20 protein-coding genes are annotated in these 19948 nt (G+C 71.4%); 7 read left to right on the top strand and 13 right to left on the bottom strand.

Features of this window, described 5'->3' with window-relative positions:
• Positions 1-67 precede the first annotated feature (67 nt).
• The 3 genes from ABD987_RS08810 to cofC form a co-directional block, all read right to left on the bottom strand.
• Positions 68-1021, bottom strand: coding sequence for an NUDIX hydrolase (locus ABD987_RS08810; RefSeq protein ID WP_345388993.1), 954 nt, complete (start codon positions 1019-1021; stop codon positions 68-70).
• Positions 1018-3498: an RNA degradosome polyphosphate kinase gene (locus ABD987_RS08815; protein WP_345388995.1), complete on the bottom strand. Its 2481-nt coding sequence runs from the start codon at positions 3496-3498 to the stop codon at positions 1018-1020. Before ABD987_RS08815 ends, ABD987_RS08810 begins: the two co-directional genes overlap by 4 nt.
• Before the next feature lie 64 nt (positions 3499-3562).
• The gene (gene cofC, locus ABD987_RS08820; RefSeq protein ID WP_345388997.1) at positions 3563-4195 is read right to left on the bottom strand and encodes a 2-phospho-L-lactate guanylyltransferase; all 633 of its coding nucleotides are present in this window, start codon (positions 4193-4195) and stop codon (positions 3563-3565) included.
• Between the two features lie 119 nt (positions 4196-4314).
• Between cofC and ABD987_RS08825 the strand changes: the two genes are divergently transcribed.
• The 3 genes from ABD987_RS08825 to ABD987_RS08835 all read left to right on the top strand — a co-directional run bounded on the left by ABD987_RS08825 (position 4315) and on the right by ABD987_RS08835 (position 7497).
• On the top strand, positions 4315-5043 hold the full coding sequence (locus ABD987_RS08825) for a lysophospholipid acyltransferase family protein (protein ID WP_345388999.1): 729 nt from the start codon (positions 4315-4317) through the stop codon (positions 5041-5043).
• Positions 5043-6068 (top strand): NAD(P)H-dependent glycerol-3-phosphate dehydrogenase, encoded by a 1026-nt coding sequence (locus ABD987_RS08830; protein ID WP_345389001.1) that lies wholly within the window; start codon positions 5043-5045, stop codon positions 6066-6068. Before ABD987_RS08825 ends, ABD987_RS08830 begins: the two co-directional genes overlap by 1 nt.
• A gap of 940 nt (positions 6069-7008) precedes the next feature.
• Positions 7009-7497: a cysteine dioxygenase gene (locus ABD987_RS08835; RefSeq protein ID WP_345389003.1), complete on the top strand. Its 489-nt coding sequence runs from the start codon at positions 7009-7011 to the stop codon at positions 7495-7497.
• Here ABD987_RS08835 and ABD987_RS08840 read toward each other — a convergent pair.
• The 6 genes from ABD987_RS08840 to ABD987_RS08865 all read right to left on the bottom strand — a co-directional run bounded on the left by ABD987_RS08840 (position 7494) and on the right by ABD987_RS08865 (position 12322).
• Entirely contained in the window at positions 7494-8498 is a 1005-nt protein-coding gene (locus ABD987_RS08840; RefSeq protein ID WP_345389005.1) for an asparaginase, read from the bottom strand. The genes ABD987_RS08835 and ABD987_RS08840 overlap by 4 nt on opposite strands.
• A 43-nt stretch (positions 8499-8541) precedes the next feature.
• Complete coding sequence (locus ABD987_RS08845) at positions 8542-9363, bottom strand: class I SAM-dependent methyltransferase (protein WP_345389007.1); 822 nt, start codon at positions 9361-9363, stop codon at positions 8542-8544.
• Positions 9363-9752 (bottom strand): VOC family protein, encoded by a 390-nt coding sequence (locus tag ABD987_RS08850; protein ID WP_345389009.1) that lies wholly within the window; start codon positions 9750-9752, stop codon positions 9363-9365. The genes ABD987_RS08845 and ABD987_RS08850 overlap by 1 nt, the downstream gene beginning before the upstream one ends.
• Positions 9753-9830: 78 nt before the next feature.
• A complete protein-coding gene (locus tag ABD987_RS08855) occupies positions 9831-10568 on the bottom strand; it encodes an FAD:protein FMN transferase (protein WP_345389011.1) in 738 nt (245 codons plus the stop codon).
• A gap of 2 nt (positions 10569-10570) precedes the next feature.
• Positions 10571-10969: an FMN-binding protein gene (locus ABD987_RS08860; protein WP_345389013.1), complete on the bottom strand. Its 399-nt coding sequence runs from the start codon at positions 10967-10969 to the stop codon at positions 10571-10573.
• Between the two features lie 9 nt (positions 10970-10978).
• The gene (locus ABD987_RS08865; RefSeq protein WP_345389015.1) at positions 10979-12322 is read right to left on the bottom strand and encodes a ferredoxin reductase family protein; all 1344 of its coding nucleotides are present in this window, start codon (positions 12320-12322) and stop codon (positions 10979-10981) included.
• 131 nt (positions 12323-12453) lie between these two features.
• Here ABD987_RS08865 and ABD987_RS08870 point away from each other — a divergent pair, with 131 nt between their 5' ends.
• A complete protein-coding gene (locus ABD987_RS08870; RefSeq protein ID WP_345389017.1) occupies positions 12454-13230 on the top strand; it encodes a response regulator transcription factor in 777 nt (258 codons plus the stop codon).
• Positions 13227-14654 carry a sensor histidine kinase gene (locus ABD987_RS08875; protein WP_345389019.1) on the top strand — a complete coding sequence of 476 codons (1428 nt, stop codon included), beginning with the start codon at positions 13227-13229 and terminating at the stop codon, positions 14652-14654. The genes ABD987_RS08870 and ABD987_RS08875 overlap by 4 nt, the downstream gene beginning before the upstream one ends.
• Here the strand turns inward: ABD987_RS08875 and ABD987_RS08880 are convergent.
• A complete protein-coding gene (locus tag ABD987_RS08880) occupies positions 14623-15294 on the bottom strand; it encodes a pyridoxamine 5'-phosphate oxidase family protein (protein ID WP_345389021.1) in 672 nt (223 codons plus the stop codon). The genes ABD987_RS08875 and ABD987_RS08880 overlap by 32 nt on opposite strands.
• A gap of 92 nt (positions 15295-15386) precedes the next feature.
• Here ABD987_RS08880 and pdxR point away from each other — a divergent pair, with 92 nt between their 5' ends.
• Both pdxR and ABD987_RS08890 read left to right on the top strand, forming a co-directional pair.
• Complete coding sequence (gene pdxR, locus ABD987_RS08885; protein ID WP_345389023.1) at positions 15387-16760, top strand: MocR-like pyridoxine biosynthesis transcription factor PdxR; 1374 nt, start codon at positions 15387-15389, stop codon at positions 16758-16760.
• Between the two features lie 157 nt (positions 16761-16917).
• Complete coding sequence (locus ABD987_RS08890) at positions 16918-17154, top strand: hypothetical protein (RefSeq protein WP_345389025.1); 237 nt, start codon at positions 16918-16920, stop codon at positions 17152-17154.
• A 6-nt stretch (positions 17155-17160) separates the two neighbouring features.
• Here ABD987_RS08890 and ABD987_RS08895 read toward each other — a convergent pair whose 3' ends face one another.
• The 3 genes from ABD987_RS08895 to ABD987_RS08905 all read right to left on the bottom strand — a co-directional run bounded on the left by ABD987_RS08895 (position 17161) and on the right by ABD987_RS08905 (position 19826).
• Complete coding sequence (locus ABD987_RS08895; RefSeq protein WP_345389027.1) at positions 17161-17712, bottom strand: hypothetical protein; 552 nt, start codon at positions 17710-17712, stop codon at positions 17161-17163.
• A gap of 105 nt (positions 17713-17817) precedes the next feature.
• The gene (locus ABD987_RS08900; protein WP_345389029.1) at positions 17818-19506 is read right to left on the bottom strand and encodes an alpha/beta hydrolase; all 1689 of its coding nucleotides are present in this window, start codon (positions 19504-19506) and stop codon (positions 17818-17820) included.
• Entirely contained in the window at positions 19506-19826 is a 321-nt protein-coding gene (locus ABD987_RS08905) for a hypothetical protein (protein WP_345389031.1), read from the bottom strand. Before ABD987_RS08905 ends, ABD987_RS08900 begins: the two co-directional genes overlap by 1 nt.
• Between the last annotated feature and the right edge of the window lie 122 nt (positions 19827-19948).

Below are 19948 nucleotides of genomic sequence, written 5' to 3' on the forward strand. Positions count from 1 at the left end.
CCAATGCCACATTGGGGCGCTCTACGGGGGCGCTTCGGGACCGCGGGGAGCGGCGGGAGCAGCGGGGTCAGCGTGCGGTGGGCGCGGGGACGGGCAGTGCGCCGGAGAAGTAGTCGGCCGCGACGAGCTTCGGGCCGTTGTCCCCGGACGGCGGCAGGAAGGACAGCACCCAGAACGAGCCCTTCTTGCTGGGCACCACCCCGCCCCGCGACGTCGGCAGGTCGACGCCGTCGCGCTCGGCGAGCGCGTTCACCACGTCCGGGATCACCCCGCCCTGGCTGCAGATCAGCGGCGTCCCGCCGTCCCCGGCGATCGCCAGCAGCCGCGCGAGGCCGAGTACCGGATCCGCCCAGTAGTCCTGCTCCGACAGCAGTGGTTCGTGCCGGACCTCCGTGCCGAGGTCCTCCGCGATCCCGCGCACCGTCTGGACACACCGCAGCCGTGGCGCGGAAAGCACCCGGTCCGGGCGGTAGAACGTGAGCAGTTCTCGCAGTGCCTGTGCCTGCCGGTGCCCGGCATCCGAGAGCGGGCGCAGATCGTCGTCGCCGTTCCAGTCCTCCCGCTTGCCCGCCTTGGCGTGCCGCGCCAGGAGCACCGTCGTCAGCTCCGGGGGCAGTGCGCAGAAGTCCCGTAGCACCCGGACATCGGTGTCACGCGTGAGCAGCTTCTCCGCCGCCTCGTAGCCGAGCCAGCGCAGCTCGTCGACCTCTTCGTTCGGCGCGAAGCCGCCGGAAACCGCTTCCGCGCTGAAGTAGTCGACGGTCTTGTCGGCGGTGCCGGTCCCGTTCCGCAGCGGCACCGCGTAGCCGACCCTGGTCAGATACCGGCCGAGGACCGCGCGGAACCCGGTCTCCTCGTGGATCTCCCGCACCGCCGCGGCCGCGAGGGTCTCGCCACGGTCGAGTTTTCCCTTGGGCAGCGACCAGTCGTCGTAGCGCGGCCGATGTACGAGCGCGACCTCGATCCCGTCCCCGGTGCGGCGCCACAGCACCGCGCCCGAGGCACGTACTTCCGTGGTCATCCAGCCGCTCCGTGCCGCTTCGCCAGTTCCGTCTGGTGATCGCGTACCTGGGTGCCGTCGGTCGGGAACGGTGTCCACTCACCCGTCGCGGTGAGCACCCAGCAGCGCGTCTCCGGGTCGAGCGCGGAGGTGAAGATGTCGTCCAGCTGCCGGGTCAGCTTCGGGTCCTTGACGCGCACGAGCGCCTCGATACGGCGGTCGAGGTTGCGGTGCATCATGTCCGCGCTGCCGATCCAGTGCGTCCCGCCCGCCCGGAAGTGGAAGATCCGCGAGTGCTCCAGGAAGCGGCCGAGGATCGAGCGCACGTGGATGTTCTCCGACAGTCCTTCGACGCCGGGCTTGAGCGCGCAGATCCCGCGCACCACGACGTCGACCGGCACCCCGGCCTGCGACGCGTGGTAGAGCGCGTCGATGACCTGCTCGTCGACCAGCGAGTTGCACTTGATCCGGATCCCGGCCTGCTGCCCCGCGCGGGCGAGCTCGATCTCCTCGCCGATGGCGCGCACGATGCCGCGGCGGATACCGTGCGGCGACGTGAGAATCGTGCGGTAGGTGTCCTGGCGCGAGTAGCCGGTGAGCACGTTGAACAGGTCGGTGATGTCCGCGCCGATGCTCGGGTCGGCGGTCAGCAGGCCGAGGTCCTCGTACAGCCGCGCGGTCTTCGGGTTGTAGTTCCCGGTGCCGATGTGGCAGTAGCGGCGGATGGTGGAGCCCTCCTGGCGCACGACCATCGACACCTTGCAGTGCGTCTTGAGCCCGACGAGCCCGTACACCACGTGCACGCCGGCGCGTTCCAGCGTGCGGGCCCAGGTGATGTTGGCCTGCTCGTCGAACCGCGCCTTGATCTCGACCAGCGCGACGACCTGCTTGCCCGCTTCGGCGGCGTCGATCAGCGCGTCGACGATCGGGGAGTCACCGGAGGTGCGGTACAGCGTCTGCTTGATCGCGAGCACCTTCGAGTCCGCGGCGGCCTGCTCGATGAACCGCTGCACGCTGGTGGAGAAGGAGTCGTACGGGTGATGCACCAGCACGTCGCCCTCGCGCAGCGTCGCGAACACGCTCTTGGGCGTCTCGCGTTCGCCGAAGGCCGGGTGCGTCGCGGGCACGAACGGGCGGTCCTTGAGTTCCTTGCGGTCCACACCGGACAGCTGGTGCAGGCAGGTCAGGTCCAGCAGCCCCGGCACCTCGACGACGTCGTCCGGGTCGACCTCCAGCTCGCGCAGCAGGAGTTCGAGCATGTGCTCGCTCATGTCCTGCGCGACCTCGAGCCGCACCGGCGGACCGAACCGCCGCTGCGCCAGCTCGCGTTCGAGCGCCTGCAGGAGGTCCTCGTCCCGGTCCTCCTCGACCTCGAAGTCGGCGTTGCGGGTGACGCGGAAGACGTGGTGCTCGGTGACCTCCATCCCGGTGAACAGCTCGCCGAGGTGCGCCGCGATGAGCTCCTCCAGCGGCAGGAACGTCGCGGTGCGGGCCTCACGCCGGGTCTCGACGCGGATCAGCCGCGGCACGTTGCTCGGCACCTTGACCCTGGCGAAGCGTTCCGTGCCGCCCTCCGGGTCGCGCACGGTCACCGCGAGGTTCAGCGACAGCCCGGAGATGTAGGGGAACGGGTGCGCCGGGTCGACCGCGAGCGGGGTGAGCACCGGGAAGATCTGCTCACTGAAGTAGTTGGACAGCCGGAGCTGGTCCGCGCCGTCGAGGTCCGCCCAGCCGACGAAATGGATGTCCTCGGCGGCCAGCTGCGGGCGCAGGTGCAGCTCGAACGCGCCGGTGTGCCGCTCGACCAGGTCCTGGTTGCGCTTGGCGATGTAGGCCAGCTGCTCGCGCGGGGTGAGCCCGTCCGCGCTGCGCACCGGCAGCCCGGTCTCGTCGCGGCGCTTCAGCCCGGCGACTCGCACCATGTAGAACTCGTCCAGATTGGACGCGAAGATCGCCAGGAACTTCGCCCGCTCCAGCAACGGCTGCGATTCGTCCTCGGCCAGCGCGAGCACCCGCGCGTTGAAGTCCTGCCAGGAGAGCTCGCGGTTGAAGTACCGGTCGTCGGGAAGCGTCTCGACGGCGGTCGGCGCGGTGGCGGCGGGCGGCGCGGACGGGATCGCGCGGAACTCCTCGGCGCGCCGGGTCGCCGCCGACGGCCCGGCGGGGGTGGCCGAGCTGCGCGCGGTGGTGGTCGTCTTCGCCTTGGCCGTGCCCGACTTGGTCGCGGCCGCGCGGGCGGCGCTGGTGCGCGCGCTCGGCTTCGGCGTCACGGCCTTGTGTTTCGCCGCGGCGGTGTTCTTCGCCGCGGTGGTCTTGGTGTTCTTCGCGGCCGCGGGTTTCGCGGCGGCGGTCCTGCCGGTCGCCGGTTTCGCCGCGGGTTTCGCCGCGCTCGTGCGTTTCGCCGGTCCGCTCGTGCGGGTCTCGCTCCCGGCGGCCGGTGCCTTCGCCGGGGAAGTCCCGCGCCGGGGCGTGGCGGGAGGGGTGCCGTCTGTGCTCACAACCCCATTGTTCACTACGAACAGCCGGAATGCGCAGGCAGCGATGAAGGTCCGGTGAACATCATTACCCAAGCGAAACACATGGCTCGCCGAGCAAAGCGGCCGTGTGTTTCCCGACACCCAGCGCGCACGCGTGGTCGAGATCGCCGGGCGTGTCGACGTCACTGCGCAGGGACGGCGCCGGCGTGGTGAGCGGGATCGCGCCGCTGCGCTCGTGTGCCCGCGCGGATCCGGTGCCGAACCGGGGGCCGAGCGCGCCCCCGGGAGCGGAGAGCAGGAGGGTGGTGCCGGTGCCCTGGCGGTCTGCGACGAACGCGCGGCGACCGGCGGCCTCGGTGAGCGCGGCGGTGAGATCCTCGGCACGCAGCGCGGGCAGGTCGGCCTGCATCGCGCCGATCACCGCGGCGGGATCGTCGGCACGCAGCACGCTTTCGCCGTGGCGCAGGGCGGCGTTCAGCCCGCCGTCGCCCGGCTCGGCGACGATCTCCACGCCCAGCTCGGCGAGCGCGGCCACCGTCGCGGGTTCGGCGGCGACCAGCAGCACCCGGCGCACGCGCGCGGCCGAGGTCACCGCGGCCAGGGTGTCGGCGGCGAGCGCGAGCACCAGGTCGGCGTGCCGTTCGGCGGCCAGCGCGCCACGCAGCCGCGACTTGCCGAGGCGGGGCCGTTTCATCGGCACGATCAGGTCGACGTCCACCCCCTCATCTTTACCCGAAACCGGCCGCGGCGGGTGCCAGTGCACCCTCCCTGGACTGCGTGAACCGGAGCGGGGGAGGATCTTCTCCAGCCAGGAGACGCACGTCGCGAGGAGGAGAAGTGGCCGGGCGAGACTGGGCCGTACGAGAAAAAGGCGGCATCTGGGTGGCGCTGGCCGCCATCGTGTTCTATCCGCTGGTCGCCATCGGCCGCCGGGTCTACGTCGGCGCGGAGAAGGTGCCGAGGAACGGGCCCGCGCTCCTGGTGCTCAACCACGTCTCCCACCTGGACCCGGTGGTGGACGCGGTGTTCGTGCACCGGCAGAAGCGGGTGCCCCGTTTCCTGGGCAAGGAGAGCCTGACCAGGGCGCCGATCTTCGGGAAGATCTTCGTCGGGTCCGGGCAGATCCCGGTCGCGCGCGGGTCGGTGGCGGCGGGCGACAGCCTCAAGGCCGCGCACCAGGCACTGGCCGAGGGCAAGATCGTCGTCATCTACCCGGAGGGCACCATCACCAAGGACCCGGCGGGCTGGCCGAAGGAGTCCTTCACCGGGGCCGCGCGGCTCGCGCTGCAGAACGACGTCCCGGTGATCCCGATCGCCCGGTGGGGCACGCAGCAGATCTTCAACGGCTACACGAAGAAGTTCACGCCGTTCCCGCGCAAGACGGTCACGCACCGGGTCGGGGACCCGCTGGACCTCTCGCCCTACCGGGGCGGGAACCCGCGCAGCGCGTCGCTGCTCAAGGAGGTGACCGCGGTGATGATGGACGAGGTCACCCGGCTGCTGGGCGAGATCCGCCAGGAGGAGCCGCCCGCCAGGAAGAACACCGAGCGCGGGGGCAAGAACTGATGCCGGGGTTCGCCACCGACGTCCAGCGGGTCACCGTGCTCGGGGCGGGGTCGTGGGGGACGGCGTTCGCCAAGGTCCTCGGCGACGCCGGCCGCGACGTGACGATGTGGGCGCGCCGCGAGGAGGTCGCCGCGGAGATCCGGGACCGGCACACCAACGGTTCGTACCTGCCGGACGTGCGGTTGCCCGAGCGGGTCACCGCGACCTCGGACGCCGCGGCGGCGCTGGCCGGTGCGCAGGCCGTCGTGCTGGCCGTGCCGAGCCAGAGCCTGCGCGCGAACCTGTCGGTGTGGCGGGAGCTGCTGCCCGCCGACGCGATCCTGGTGAGCCTGGCCAAGGGTGTCGAACTGGGCACGCTCAAGCGGATGAGCGAGGTCGTCGCCGAGATCGCCCGCGTCGACGTCGGTGAGGTCGTGGTGGTGTCGGGCCCGAACCTGGCCAGGGAGATCGCCGCCGCGCAGCCCTCGGCGGCCGTGGTGGCCTGCCCCGACCACGAGCGGGCCGTCGCGATCCAGCGGGCCTGCTCCAACGGGTATTTCCGGCCCTACACGAACACCGACGTCGTCGGCTGTGAGCTGGGCGGTGCCTGCAAGAACGTCATCGCGCTGAGCTGCGGCATGGCCGCGGGACTCGGCCTCGGCACGAACACGATGGCGACGCTGATCACCCGTGGCCTGGCCGAAATGGCCCGCCTCGGCGCGAAACTGGGCGCCGACCCGCTGACCTTCGCCGGGCTCGCCGGTGTCGGTGACCTGGTGGCGACCTGCTCGTCGCCGCTTTCCCGCAACCGCACCTTCGGCGAACGTCTCGGCCGTGGCGAAACCCTGGAACAGGCGCAGGCCGCCGCGGGCGGCCAGGTCGCCGAAGGTGTCATGTCCTGCTCGTCGATCCGCGCGCTGGCGCAAAGCCTCGGCGTCGACATGCCCCTCACCGACGCCATGCACCGCGTCTGCCACGAGGGCGTCGACCCCCGCCAGGCCGGCACCGAACTCCTGGGCCGCTCCCAAAAACACGAGTGGTACTGACCGCCTTTTCGGGTCCCGCACCTCCAGGCACCCCCCACCCACCCTTGGGGGGCGTCCCCGCAGCAATCCTACCGCCGGGGGCCGACGGGACCGGGGTGGCGCGGGGAGTTGTCCACAAGGGGTGCTGCCTGTGGACAACGGGAAAGGCGCTGGTCGGCGTGGGTTTCCGGGGCGAGGGTGGTGTCTCGAACGGGCCGTTCGGGACGGTGATCGTCTCGTACGGCGCGTTCGGGGCGTGAGCCAGACTGGGGTGCCCCGAACGACGCGTTCGGGACCTCGGTGTCGTGGCCGGTGCGACAGTGAGGCTCGGTTAGCGGATTTCGGGCGCCGTGACTCTCCGGGGAAGGCAGAACGTCTCGAATGTCCCGCTCGGAACGCCCCGCCCAGTCTGTCCTTTGTGGACTCGGATGCTGTGAAGGCCCCCTTCACGGCGTTGAGCGCCGGGAAGGGGGCCTTCACAGCATCCGGAGGGCGCGAAAATGTGGACCGTGGGGCGAATGTGACCTGTGGTGCTGGTGGTGGCGGTGAGCCGGGGCGCGGCGGCCGGGCACGTCGCGAACGCTCCGTCCGGGACGCTCAACGTCCCCTACGGCGCGTTCGGGACATGGCCCGCGGGGCATGCTCGGTGTCGGGCGATGTGACGAAGGACGCCTTCGGTGCGTTCGATGCACTGAAGGCGTCCTTCACTGCGGCGAGTGCACTGAAGGCGTCCTTCAGCACCGCACGCGAATCCGTGACCCGAACGTGTCCAGAACCTGGGACGGCTTGACCGGGCCGCCCGGCGCTGCTGAGATACAGGCCATGTTCGCGCGTCGTATGGCCGAGTCGCGGGGTCCGCTGACCTCGCGCCCCATGCTGCCTGCCGCGAACATGCCGTGTCCGTGTTGTCGGTGAACCCAGCCCCGGCCCGTACACCCCTTCCCTTCTTATAAGGACTTTCATGTTCGCCGTTCCGGACAACACGCTGCTGCGTCCCGAAAACCCCGCCCTGCGCCACCCGGTGCGCGTCGCGCTCGAGGTCGCGGTCGACCGTGACCGCTGGGGTCATCTGCTGCGCTACGACCCCGACCAGCGGTTTTCCGCCCTCGTCGACCGCGACGAGCGGCAGGAGATCTGGCTGATGAGCTGGCTGCCCGGCCAGCGGACCGATCTGCACGACCACGCGTTCTCGACCGGCGCGTTCACCGTGGTCAGCGGCCGGCTCCAGGAGACCGTCGCCCGGCGTGCCCCCGGCGGGCGCGCGGTCACCGAGCTGCACGCGCTGACCGCGGGGCAGTCCCGTGTGTTCGGCCCCGGCTACGTGCACCAGGTGCGCAACGAGGGCGCGGACCCGGCGATCAGCATCCACGTCTACCGCGACGGCGGCCGTGAGATGCGCCCGTACCACCAGGATCTGCTCACCGGACCGGTCCGCGCCGAAGAACGCTAGAGATCGCCGCGCAGCCGGAACTGGCGGTCGATCTCCGCGCGGTCGGCGCCGGTCGCCAGCAGGGTGTGCAGTAGCACCCGTGCCTTGCGCGGGCACAGCCAGCCCGCCATCGTGGCGCCCATCGCGAGCAGGCTCGACTCCGAACCACGGAACCCATACGTGGCACGGAAAGTCGTGCCAGCGCCGGTGCGGGACGCGATCACCACGGGCAGCTCCGGCAGCACCCGCTCGATGACGTCGGCGAGCCCGGTCGACACGTGCCCGACCCCGCCGGCCGCGATCACGACGCCCTTCGCGCCCGCCCCGGCCACGGTGGCGAGCAGTTCGCCGGTGTCGGCGAGCCCGGCCTCCAGCACGGGGACGAGCCCCGCGTAGGAGACGTCGTCCACCGCGAGGGCGGGCACGCGCGGGGCGGACGGGTGGAAGTAGTGCACCGCCCCCTCGGCCACCAGCGCGAGCGGGCCGGCGGGAGCCGAGGAAAACGCTTCCACCTTGCTCGAATGCGTCTTCCGCACCCAGCGTGCCTGGTGGACGTCGTCGTTGAACGCCACCAGCGCGCCACGGTCCCGGCCGCGCGGATCGGCCGCGACGGTCAGCGCGGCCAGGAGGTTCGCCGGGCCGTCCGGGCTGGGCAGGCCCGGGTTGCGCATCGCGCCGGTGATCACCACCGGGGCCGCGTACGGCCAGGTCACCTCGAAGAAGTACGCCGTCTCCTCCAACGTGTCGGTGCCCTGGACGACGACCAGACCGGCCGCCCCGTTTTCGACTTCCCGGGCACCCCACGCCCGCGTCCGTTGCAGCGTCGCGAAATCCATCGACGCGCTCGACAGCCCGGCGAGGGTTTCCGCGCGGACGTCCATGGGCAGGCCGGCGCCGAGTTCGCCGAGCAGGTCGGTGGCACTCAACCGGGGAACGACGCCGTCGTTCCCGGTGGCTCGCGCCATGGAAATGGTGCCGCCGAGAGCGGCGACGGCGACGACGGGGCGATCGGTGTCCGGCATGCCGAGCACCTTAGGAAACAACGGCCGGGTCGCGAAAGGAGCCTTAGGAGTGCTTCACGGCTTCCAGCGTGAAACTCGCGGCGAGGCGCCGCGGTTCGTCCCGCATCCGCCATTCGCTGTCGGCCACCCGCACCATCTGCCCGGGCAGCGCACACCACGGCGCGCTGTCGTGTTCGGTGAACGCGGTGAGCGTGAGCCCGTTGTCCAGCAACGCGGTGATCGTTTCGGCGAGCCCGTGGTTCCAGGTGTGCGTGACGCCGTTGGACAGCCGCGCGTCGGTCTCCACATAGGTTTCCGGTTCGTCGAACACCAGCGGCTCGGCGTGCTCGAAGTACGGGTACCGCGGCCAGGCGGGATCGGCCGTTTCGTCCAACGTCATCAGCATCGGATGCGCTTCGCGGAGGAACACGCGCCCGCCGGGCCGCAGCAGGCCGGCCACGGTCCGGCCCCAGCGCGCGATGTCCGGCAGCCAGCACAGTGCGCCGACACCGGTGTAGACGAGATCGAACGTCCCGGCGCCGAACACGTCGACCGCGTCGTAGACGGGCGCTTCGTGGTAGTCGATCGTGGTGCCGGTGCGTTCCGCGAGCCCGCGTGCCTCGGCCAGTGACGCGGGGGAGAGGTCGAGCCCGCTCATCCACGCGCCGAGCCTGGACAGCGAAAGCGTGTCGGTGCCGATGTGGCATTGCAGATGGACGCCCCGGACACCGGTGAGGTCGCCGAGCCGCGCTCGGTCGAAGCGCACGACGTCACTCAGGTGGGCGGGATCCGCGAGGAAGCTTTCGACGCCGTAGTCCGCCGACGCCGCGTGCATCGGCGCGCGTTCGTCCCAGTTCGCCCGGTTGATCGCCAGGTAGTCCGTCATCAGTGCGCGGGCCCCGCCTCGACCTCGGCCCGGCCACGCAGCACGCAGAACTCGTTGCCCTCGGGGTCGGCGAGCACCGCCCAGCCGGTGCCGTCGGGATTCCGCTTGTCCGCCACCAAGCTCGCCCCGATACCGAGCAGCCGTTCGACCTCGGCGTCCCGCGGTCCCTCGTCCGGCCGCAGGCAGACGTGCACGCGGTTCTTGACGGTCTTCCCCTCGGGTACCTGGCAGAACACCAGATCGACGCCGGAGGGCAGCGAGACCAGCGCTTCGGGATCGCCCGGCTGGTCCTCCTCGGACACCGGCTGCCCGGTGACCTCGCTCCAGAACCGGGCGAGCGTGTAGGCGTCGGCGCAGTCGAAGGTCACGTTCTGCACGAAGGACGTCATGGAACTCCCCGGGCCGGGCAACGGACGGACGCCGCGAGTGTGCCCGATTCGTCCCGCCCGCGCGATCGGTTTTCCCGCTCAGGCCGGGACGAGCCCTGGCGAGCGGTGCACCCGCCGGTCCCCGTCCACGATCAGCACCTGGCAGCCCGGTTGCCCGGCGGCCCAGGCGATGCCGTCGGTGCCCAGCGCGAACGCCGCCGTCGCGAACGCGTCCGCGGTCACCAGGTCCGCGGCCACCACGGTGACGCTGAGCAGTCCGGTCGCGGGGCGGCCGGTGCGGCCGTCGAGGATGTGCTGTCCCCGTTCGTAGGCGGCGGAGGTCGCGACCGCGCCGTCGCGGGAGGCGACGACCGCGCACACGGCGCCGGGGAGGTCGGGATGCCGGACGCCGACGCGCCACGGGCGGCCCGGCTCGGGTTCGCCGGAGGTGACCACGTCGCCGCCCGCGTTGAGACAGAACGTCTTCACCCCGGCCGAACGCAGTCCGTCCGCCGCGCGCTGCACCGCCAGGCCCTTCACCACCGCGCACGGGTCGAACGGACGTCCCGGCAGCCACGCGGAGAACGCGCCGCCGGAGAGTCCCTCGTAGTGGACACACAGTTCCAGCACCTCGCGCAACTCGTCGCTCAGGTCCGGTGTGGACAGTTCGCCCCGGTCGTAGCGGCAGACCTCACTGCCGGGTTCGAACGGGCTGAACCGGGCGTCGGCCTCGTGCAGCCAGGCGAACGCCCGCCCGACCGCGGCGGAATGGTCACCGGCGTCCCGCAGGTCGAGCGAGACCGGCAGACCCATCACCTGTTCGACGTGGACGGTCATCGCTACCCCTTCGCGTCCAGTGCCGCCTGCAGCGACCTGATGTAGGACTCGCTGGTCATGGTCGCCCCGGACACCGTGTCGATGTGCGCGCTCTGCGCCTGCAAGGCCTCCTCGCGCAGCAGCGGGATCGCCCGCCGCCCGCGTCCACTATCCGGTGCCTGCGCGAGCTGGACGTCGGTGATCCGCTTGCCGGAGAAGGAGACCCGCACCTGCACGGTGCCGAACTCGCTGTCCTCCGCGGAACCCTGGACGGTGGCCGCGTCGGCGGAGGCCGAGCCGTTCGGCGCGGCCGAAGTGGACGGTGCGGCCGCGGTGGTCGTGGTCACGGGTGCGGGCTCGAACCGCCAGACCGCGATGAACCCGGCGATCGACAGCGCCACCACGAAAACGGTCTTCTTCATCTCATGTCCTCACGCGGCCAGGCTGAAACGTTCGGCGTGCACCTGCGGGGCGGGCACGCGCAACCGGCGAAGGCCGCGTAGCACCGCCGAGGTCATTCCCGGCGGCCCGCACACGAACACGTCCCGTTCCCGGATGTCGGGGACCAGGGCGAGCAGGCTTTCCGCGCCCAGCAGCGGCCCGTGTGGACCCTCCGCTGTGGACGGTCCACTGAGGACGTGGATCACCGCGCCGCGCGCCCGCGCGAGTGTGTGCAGCTCCGGCAGCAGCACGGCGTCCCGCGGCGTGCGCACCCGGTAGAGCACCACGACGTGCCCGGCGATGTCCTCCAGCAGCGCGCGGACGGGCGTGATCCCGGCCCCGCCCGCGACGAGCAGCGCGTTGGGCCGCCGCTGGTGCAGCGTGGTGAACGCGCCGTAGGGCCCCTCGGCGAACACCCGGGTGCCCGCCCGCAGCGAGCGCAGCGCGGCGCTGGACTCGCCGACCGCCTTCGCCGTCAGCCGCAGCGTCCGCCCGTCGGGCGCGGCCGAGAGCGAGAACGGATTGGCCTGCCACCAGCGGTCGCGGGTCAGGAACCGCCACAGGAAGAACTGCCCGGCCCGCGCGGGGAGCCGGTCGAGGTGCTTCCCGGTCAGGTACACCGAAACGACGTCCGGCGATTCGGGCACGACGGCGGTCACCCGGAGCCGGTGCCGCAGGTTCCGCCACAGCGGGAGCAGGACGCGCCCGGAGAGCACCGCCGTGCCCGCGCCGAGCCAGAGCGTCCACCAGTAGGCCTTCGCGAGCGGCGAGCCGGTGAACGACTGGCCGATCGCGACCTGGTGGGCGAACGCGAGTAACACGACCGCGTAGGTATAGAGGTGGACGAAATGCCAGGTCTCGTACGACATCCGGCGCCGGGCGAACCGCGCGGAGACACCACCGACGACCAGGAGCAGCACGAACGCGACGATCGCGCGCAGCACGCCCGCCATCGTGGTCGCGAGCTGGACGAACTCGCCGACCGGGCCGTGCTGCTCGACCTCCGCGTAGCCGAACACGACGAACACCACGTGCGCGAGCAGCAGCCACAGCACGGCGAACCCGGTCCAGCGGTGCAGCGAGGTGAGCCGGTCCATCCCGAGGCGGCGGTCCAGCCAGGGCAGCCGGGCCACGAGCAGCAGCTGACACGCCATCGCGAGCGCGCCGTACAGCCCGGCCAGCCTGCCGACGCCGATCAGCGGGCTGTCCGAAGTCCCGCCCGCGGCGAACAGGGCGGTGACGGCGACGACGTTGGCACCGAGGAACGCGAGCAGCCCGGCCCGCGCCGCGGTGCGGGGGCGGACCGGCGCGGCCGTCGATGTCACGCCGCTCACCCGGACTTTCCTCGGTTCATGGCGGCCAGCGTCGCCCGCGAAGCTGTGGATGATCTGGGGGCAACCTGTCAGCTTCCTGTCGGAGGAGACCTTGTGTCGCCCGCCGGGCGCGCGTCACGGAGGATGGAAAGGTGACGGAAGACAGCCCGGTGCGCCTGCTCGTGGTCGACGACGAGCCGCACATCGCCGACCTGGTCGCCACGGTGGCCCGCTACGAGGGCTGGCACGCCACGACGGCCGGGTCCGGGCAGGACGCGCTCGCCAAGGCCGCGGCGTTCGGCCCGGACATCATCGTGCTCGACCTGATGCTGCCCGACCTGGACGGTTTCACCGTGCTGGACCGGCTGCGCGAGCACGGCGACGCGGTCCCGGTGGTGTTCCTCACCGCGAAGGACGCCACCGCCGACCGGATCGCGGGCCTGACCAGAGGCGGCGACGACTACCTCGTCAAGCCGTTCTCGGTGGAGGAACTGATGGCGCGGCTGCGCGCGGTGCTGCGGCGCAGCACCGGCGCCGTCGTCCCGCCGCGCACCGCCGTGCTGCAGGTCGGGGACCTCACCCTCGACGAGGAGACCCGCGAGGTCCGGCGCGGCGGCGTGCTCGCCGAGCTGACCCCGACCGAGTACGAGCTCCTGCGGTACCTGATGCGGCGGTCCCCGACGGTGCTCACCAAGGCGCAGATCCTCGACCACGTCTGGGAGTACGACTTCGGCGGACGGTCCAATGTGGTCGAACTGGTCATCTCGCACCTGCGCCGCAAGCTCGACGCCGACGCCGAACCGCTGATCCACACGGTGCGCGGTGTGGGGTATGTGGTGCGGGAGGGCGAACGGAGGCAGCCTGGGCATACCCTGGCGGAGCCTGCTCAGGATGCCGACCGGGTGCGGGTGTCCCGCAAAGTACAGTGACGTGGATACGCCGCTGGTACGGCGCGTGGCGCCGGTCGCGGCTGGGCACCCGGCTCGCGCTCGGCCTCGGCGTGCTGGCGCTGGTGGTGTTCGCGGTGGTCGGCACGGTGATGGTCGGGATCATGCACGGCTACCTCGCCCGTCGGCTCGACGAGCAGCTCACCAAGAGCCAGGTGAGCCAGGTGCCGTCGCTGCGCGACGCGCACAACGCGCCGGAGTCCGCGTATTCCTGGTATTCGGCGGTGTACGACGTCCGTGACGGCGTCGCCACGCCACGCGAGGGGAGCAGGCTGCCCGCCGACAGCAAACCGCTGGCGCGGGTCGTCGAGCAGACCGGGGGCGGCGAGCTGCTGCGGACGGTCTCCCTGCGCGACCAGGGCGAGTACCGGGTGCGGACCTGCCAGGTCGACCAGGGCGTCGTGCTGGTGAGCGCGGCGCCGCAGGACGACCTCGACCGGACGGTGCGGCAGCTGGTGATGGTCGAGGTCGTGGCGTTCCTGCTCGCGCTCGCCCTGCTCGTGGCGCTCGGGCGGCTCGTGCTGCACCGAGGGCTCCGGCCGCTGTCCACCATGGCGGGCACGGCGCACGACATCGCCTCGCACGACCTCACCGCCAACTCCGACCTCCCGGTGCGCGCCACCGGCGACGGCGGCGGCGCCGAGGTACAGGAGCTGCGGAGCGCGTTCAACAAGATGCTCGCGCACATCGACTCCTCGCTGGCCGCGCGCACCGAGGCCAACGAGCGGCTGCGCCGGTTCGTCGCGGACGCCTCGCACGAACTCCGCACGCCGTTGACCTCCATCCGCGGCTATTCGGAGCTGTTCCGCTACGCGGCGGCGAACGAACCGGCCGAGCGGGAGGCGCATCTGGCGAAGATCCGCGAGGAGACGACCAGGATGAGCGTGCTCGTCGACGACCTGCTGCTGCTCGCCCGGCTCGACGCGCGCGACGCCGAGACGCCCGTGCGCGCGGAACGCGTCGAGCTCGCGGACCTGGTGAACGCCGCGGGGGACGCCTTCCGCGCCGGGCGGCCCGATCATCCGCTGACCGTCGACTTCGGACAGCCGGGCATCGCGCTCGACGCGGATCCCGTGCGGCTGCGGCAGGTTCTCGACAACCTCCTGGCCAACACCGCGGTGCACACGCCCGCCGGGACGCCGGTCACGCTGGCCGCCGGGGTGGAGGGCCGCGAAGCCGTCATCCGGGTCATCGACACCGGGCCGGGAATAGCGCCCGAGGACCGGGAAAAGATCTTCGACCGCTTCTACCGCGTCGACACTTCTCGTACCCGGCAAGCGGGCGGGACCGGACTCGGCCTCTCGGTGGTCCAGTCGCTGGTCGCCGCGCACGGCGGCACGGTCGGCGTCACCAGCGAACCGGGCCGCACGGTGTTCACGGTGCGGTTGCCGCTGCCCGCTCCGTGACGTGCCCGGGGACCGGGAACCCGGCGGGCAGGTCGGCCGAGGACTCCGGCTCGCCGAAGACGGTCCGGACCGGCAGCACCCCCGCCCACGCCTTGTTCGCCAGGATGTCCTCTTCCGCGTCGGCGGGGCCTTCCGCGCGTACCTTCACCGACGCTTCGGTGAGGTCCAGTGCGAGCACCGACACCGCCGCGAACTCCTTGGCGTTGACGTCCCGCGCGTGCTCCCATGAGCCGGGGGCGAGGTGGTCGGTCAGCACCTTGAGCGCGTGCATCTTCGCGTTGGGTTCCACCACCGCCTTCGCGACGCCGAAGATGATCGCGCTGCGGTAGTTCATCGAATGGTCGTTGACCGACCGCGAGTACACGATCCCGTCGAGCAGGGTCACCGTCACGCACACCTCGATCCCCGCGGCGGTGCGCAGGCTGCTCGCCCCGGTGGAACCGTGCACGTAGAGGGTGTCGCCGTCGCGACCGTAGCCCGTCGGCAGGACCAAGGGCGTACCGTCACGGACGACACCGAGATGGCAGATCAGCCCGTCGTCGAGCACCGCGTACAGCGCTTGACGGTCGGTGACGCCGCGGTTCTTCTTGCGGCCGAGCGTGGTGCGTTCGGTGGACGAGAGCGGGGTCGAGCTGGTCATGAGACCAGTCTCTCGTGCCGAGTGGCCCTGTCAAATGTCCACTTCTCGTTACAATCGAGAGGTCCACTTGGGAGTCGTTTGGGGAGGGCACCGTGTCCCACGCCGATACCGCGCTGCCGATCAGCCTGGACCGCGCGGCGCCGACACCGCTCGCCGTGCAACTGGCCGACGCGCTGCGCCAGGCGGCCGCGACCGGGCATCTGCGCGGTGGAGACCGGCTGCCGTCGACGCGCGCGCTCGCCGAGCGGCTCGGTGTGAGCCGCACCGTCACCTCCGCGGCCTACGAGCAGTTGCACGCCGAAGGCTGGATCGCGGGCAAACACGGTTCGGGCACCTACGTCACCACGCCGCCGGGCCACGTCGTCGCCGACCGGCCCGCCGGCGCGCCCGTCCCGGCACCCGAGGCCGAGGTGTCGTCGCTGCTGGACCTCGGCCCCGGAACGCCGTGGGCCGACGGGCTCGACCGCGCGGCCTGGCGCCGGGCGTGGCGCGCGGCCGCCGACCCGCCCGCGCTGATCCGCGCGCACCGGGCCGGTCTGCCCGACTACCGGACCGCGGTCACCGAGCACCTGCTGCGGCATCGCGGGCTCGCGGCGGGCGCGGTGCTCGCCACCGGCGGGACCACGGCCGCCGTCGTCGAACTCGCCGCCGCGGTACTGGAACGCGGTGATCTCGTGGCCGTCGAGGAGCCGGGGTACCAGCGCGCGGTGCAGGCGTTCCGGCGGGCGGGGCTCGCGGTGGCCGGTGTCCCGGTGGACGGCGAGGGCCTGCGCCCGGACGCCATCCCCGCCGGGGCACGGGCGGTGTTCTGCTCACCGGCGCACCAGTACCCGATGGGCAGCCGGATGAGCGCCGCGCGGCGCGTCGAGCTGGTGGAACGCGCGCGGGCGGACGGCATGCTCGTCATCGAGGACGACTACGACGGCGAACTGCGCTTCGACGTCGCCCCGCTCCCGCTGCTGGCCGCGCTCGCCCCCGACGTCGTGGCACATCTGGGCACCACGAGCAAGATCCTGACGCCGACGCTGGGCGCCGGCTGGATGGTCGCCCCCGCCGAGGTCGCCGAGGCGGTGCTGGACTACCGCGAACTCACCGGCACCCGGCCCTCGCCCGCCGGGCAACGCGTCCTCGTCGAACTGGCCCGCCACGGCGATCTGGGCCGTCACCTGCGAAAGCTGCGCCGTGAACTGGCCGAGCGCCGGTCCCTGCTGGCGAACACACTGAGCGGCGCTGGCGTTCCGGTGCAGGGCGACGACGCGGGCGCGCACCTGGTCGTCCCGTTCGCGTCGGCGGAGGAAGAAGCGACGCGGCTCGCGGCGGCCGAGCGGCGCGGTATCCGCTTCGACGGTCTGTCCCGCCATTTCCTCGGGGAACCGACCGCTTACGGCGCGGCGATCGGCTACGCGGGCTGTACGCGGGAGGCGCTGGTCAGCGCCCTGCCGACGCTGGTTTCGCTGCTGCGTTGAGGTGGGTCGCTTGCGCCGATCGGTTAGGATGCGAAGCGGACCATGGGGAGGGGAGCACCCGGACTGCTCTTCGTCAGTGGGCCTTCACAACTGAACAAGATTCATCAACACCTGACCGTCGATTCCGGGCTCGACGGTTCTCGGAAGGTGTCCTGGAATGGATCTTGGATGGTTGACTCGTCTTTCCGGTACGGCGCTGATCTGCGTCGCCGCCTGCTTCGTCTCCGCGATGGCCGTCTGCGCCTACATCGCGAAAACCCGTGGTGCCGCCGGAATCAAGGCCTTCGCGGAGGTGGTCCGCGCCTTTCGCGGCCGACGATGCTGCTGTGGCCATCGACGGCTCGCGGCGGTCGTCAAACGACGCGACCACCAGGACCGGCGGACCGCCGCGTGAGGCCGGTCAGTAGTGCTGCTCGTCGGTCCAGTCCGTCTGGTCGAAATCCTCGATGTACTCGTCGGCCGCCGGTCGCCGCCGAGGTGCCGACTTCGGTGCTGGTGCCTGCTGCGCCACAACCTGTTCGGCGGGGTTCTGGCCCGCCGCGGTGGCCTCGGGCGTGCCGTTCGGCCACACACAGGGCGACCCGGCGAGGAGATAGATCTCCCCCTTGAAGTTGGCTTTCAGGGTCATCTGGAAACCGTCGGCGTTGTTCTCCACCCAGAGGAACTCGTTGGGCGGAGTCTCGTCGAGGACCCGGAAGTTGTTGGCCAGCCACCAGGACCGGAGCATGGCGAAGTAGGACGGGATCTCCTTCGAATCCAGCCCGAGAACCTGGTAGCTCCGGTTGGCGACCACACGGTTCTTCGGCCCATGGTCGGTGGGGTCACTGCAATCCCCATGGCGTTCTTCATACGTCAACGTCAGCTTGGCTTGAGATGGGAGTGCTTTGACCGCGCGAGAGGCGTAATCCTCGACTCGTGTATTGGCTTCGTTGATCGTGATCGTGGGTCGCATTCCTGCTCCGTCACTTCCACATGCGGTGGCCATCAGCAAACCTGCCAGTGCGAGGGCGATTCCGGCGTGTGTGCCCGCTTGCTTCGTCAAGCTTTCACTCTCCGGTCAGTACGTCGGCGCACCGGCGATGATCCGGCCTATGTTGTTCAACGATTTCGAGTTGTGATTCCAGTACTCGCTGTGTGCCGCGCCGCTGAGACCACCCGTGTACCAGGGCCCTTCGGTGCCGGGGTCGGAGGTGAACACCCGCCCGCCGAATTTCGCCGCGGCCGGATCCGGGCCCAGGGCGATGTCCTCGGGGCCGCTGCCGATGTCCTCGGTCACCTCGATGTTGGTCACCTTGATCATGTCGTGTTCCGCGGCCGTCGAATGGACGTGGTGCCCGATGTCCGCCTGGCTCACCCCATCGAGGTGGAGCCCGCTCGCGTTGCCGACGCCGACACCCGGGCTGGCGACGAACACGAGTTCGTCGGCGTTGAGCCCGCCATCACGGGAGGCGTGCCCGACGACCGTCGTTCCATAACTGTGTCCCAGCACCGTGTTGTGCGATGGCTCGTCACCCTGATGGGTGGCCCGCAACCCGTCCTGGAAATCACCGAGCGCGGCCTTTCCGTTGTCCGCGTAGCTTTCACTGCCCGCGTTGACCAGCTCGTCCGGGGCGTCATAGCCCAGCCAGGTCACCACGGCCGTGGACGGAGAACCCACTTCCCGGGCCGAGGTCACCATCCGGTCGGAGCGGTCGAGGTCGCCGTCGATCCTGCCCAGGTCGCTGCCGGTTCCCGGGACGTAGGTCGCCACGTTCTTCGCGGTGTCCGGGTTGCCGGACGACACGATCGCCTTGCCGTCACCACTGGTGTCGAGGCCGATGAGGAACGCCTGCTGTTGTCCGGGACCCGGCCGGTCGAGCCGGTTTTCGATGTCGTGCAGGCCCTTGAGTTTCGCGGCGATCGCGTCGAGCTTTTCCTTGCCCGGCCAGTCGCTCTGGTTCGGGGTCCTCGGATTGTTCGGGTTGGTCCGCGCGATCCGGGTGGCCTCCGTCTGGAGTTTTTCGATCTCCCGTTTCAGGACGGCGCGGTTCGCGGCGTCGCGGTCGAGGACGGGGATGCCGTCGAGATTGCGGATCAGGTCCGGGCCCTCGCGCAGGATCGCGGCCTTCGCGGAGTCGGAAAGGCTGTCCCACCAGGCTTTCACCTCACCCGGTCTGGCGTGCTCGGGTGGTCCGGCTGCCGAGAGCCCGCCCTGTCCGGCGCCGATCTCCGCGGCCTGGGCGAGGGTGCCGACACCCTGGTCGGTGATCTCGCCGCGCATCGCCCGCAGCAGCACCGCGGCGAAGTCCGCGTCGATGTCGGCGGCGGTGCGCAGGATCTGCTCGACGCGGTCCGCCAGCTCGGCCTGCGCGCGCACCCGCGCCGCGGTGACGTCCGGGGGTGGTAGGGGACCGGTGTGCGGCACGAGCACGACGGCGCCGTCGCCGCCGATGGTCAGGCCGGCCCGGGCGGCCAGCTCGTCGGTTTCCCGGACGTACGCGGCGATCCGGTCCAGCGCGAGCTGCACCTCGTGTGCCGCGCGCCGCACCGCGGCCACCTCGGCCACGCGTCGCTCCATCCCGGACACCAGCGAAGCCCCGCGAGACTTGGCCGCGACGGCGGCGTCGCCGGCCCAGCCGTCGAGACCGGCGACGGCGTGGAGGTCGTCGTTGACTCCGGCGAGCGTGGCGCATCGCTGTCCCAGCGCGTCGGCCACCGCGCCGGCGGCGCGCGGCTCCCAGCGCCGGACCTCGCCCCAGGTCACCATCAGACCGGCCGCCTTCCCCCGGACACCGGCACCGCGCGCAGGTCCCGCGCCGCGGCGGCGTCGTCGGCGCGGTAGCGGCGGGCCGCGTCCGCCAGGTCCTCGCCGTAGGACTCGACGTTCCGCACCCAGGCGGGCAGCTCCCGGCCCCACCGGTCGGCCAGCAGCCGCGCGGCCTCCGCCGACGCCCCGCCCGGCAGGCCGCGGCCGACCTCCGCGAGCGCGCCGGCCAGGTCGACCGGCCGTACCCGGTCGGCGGTGCGCCGTGCCGCCCGCGCCGAGGCCTCGATCGCCTCGACCACCACCGCGTACCCGCTTGCCATCGAGTCCTCCTGTACGTAATGGACTGATCACTTTAAGTGGTTTCCGGGTTTCGCGCCGCTTCCGGGCAACGGGAGGGGCCCGGACACGTCACTCCTTAGAGGACGAGAGACGTTTCGAGGAG

The organism is Amycolatopsis samaneae (assembly GCF_039541975.1).
Taxonomy (GTDB): Bacteria; Actinomycetota; Actinomycetes; order Mycobacteriales; family Pseudonocardiaceae; genus Amycolatopsis; species Amycolatopsis samaneae.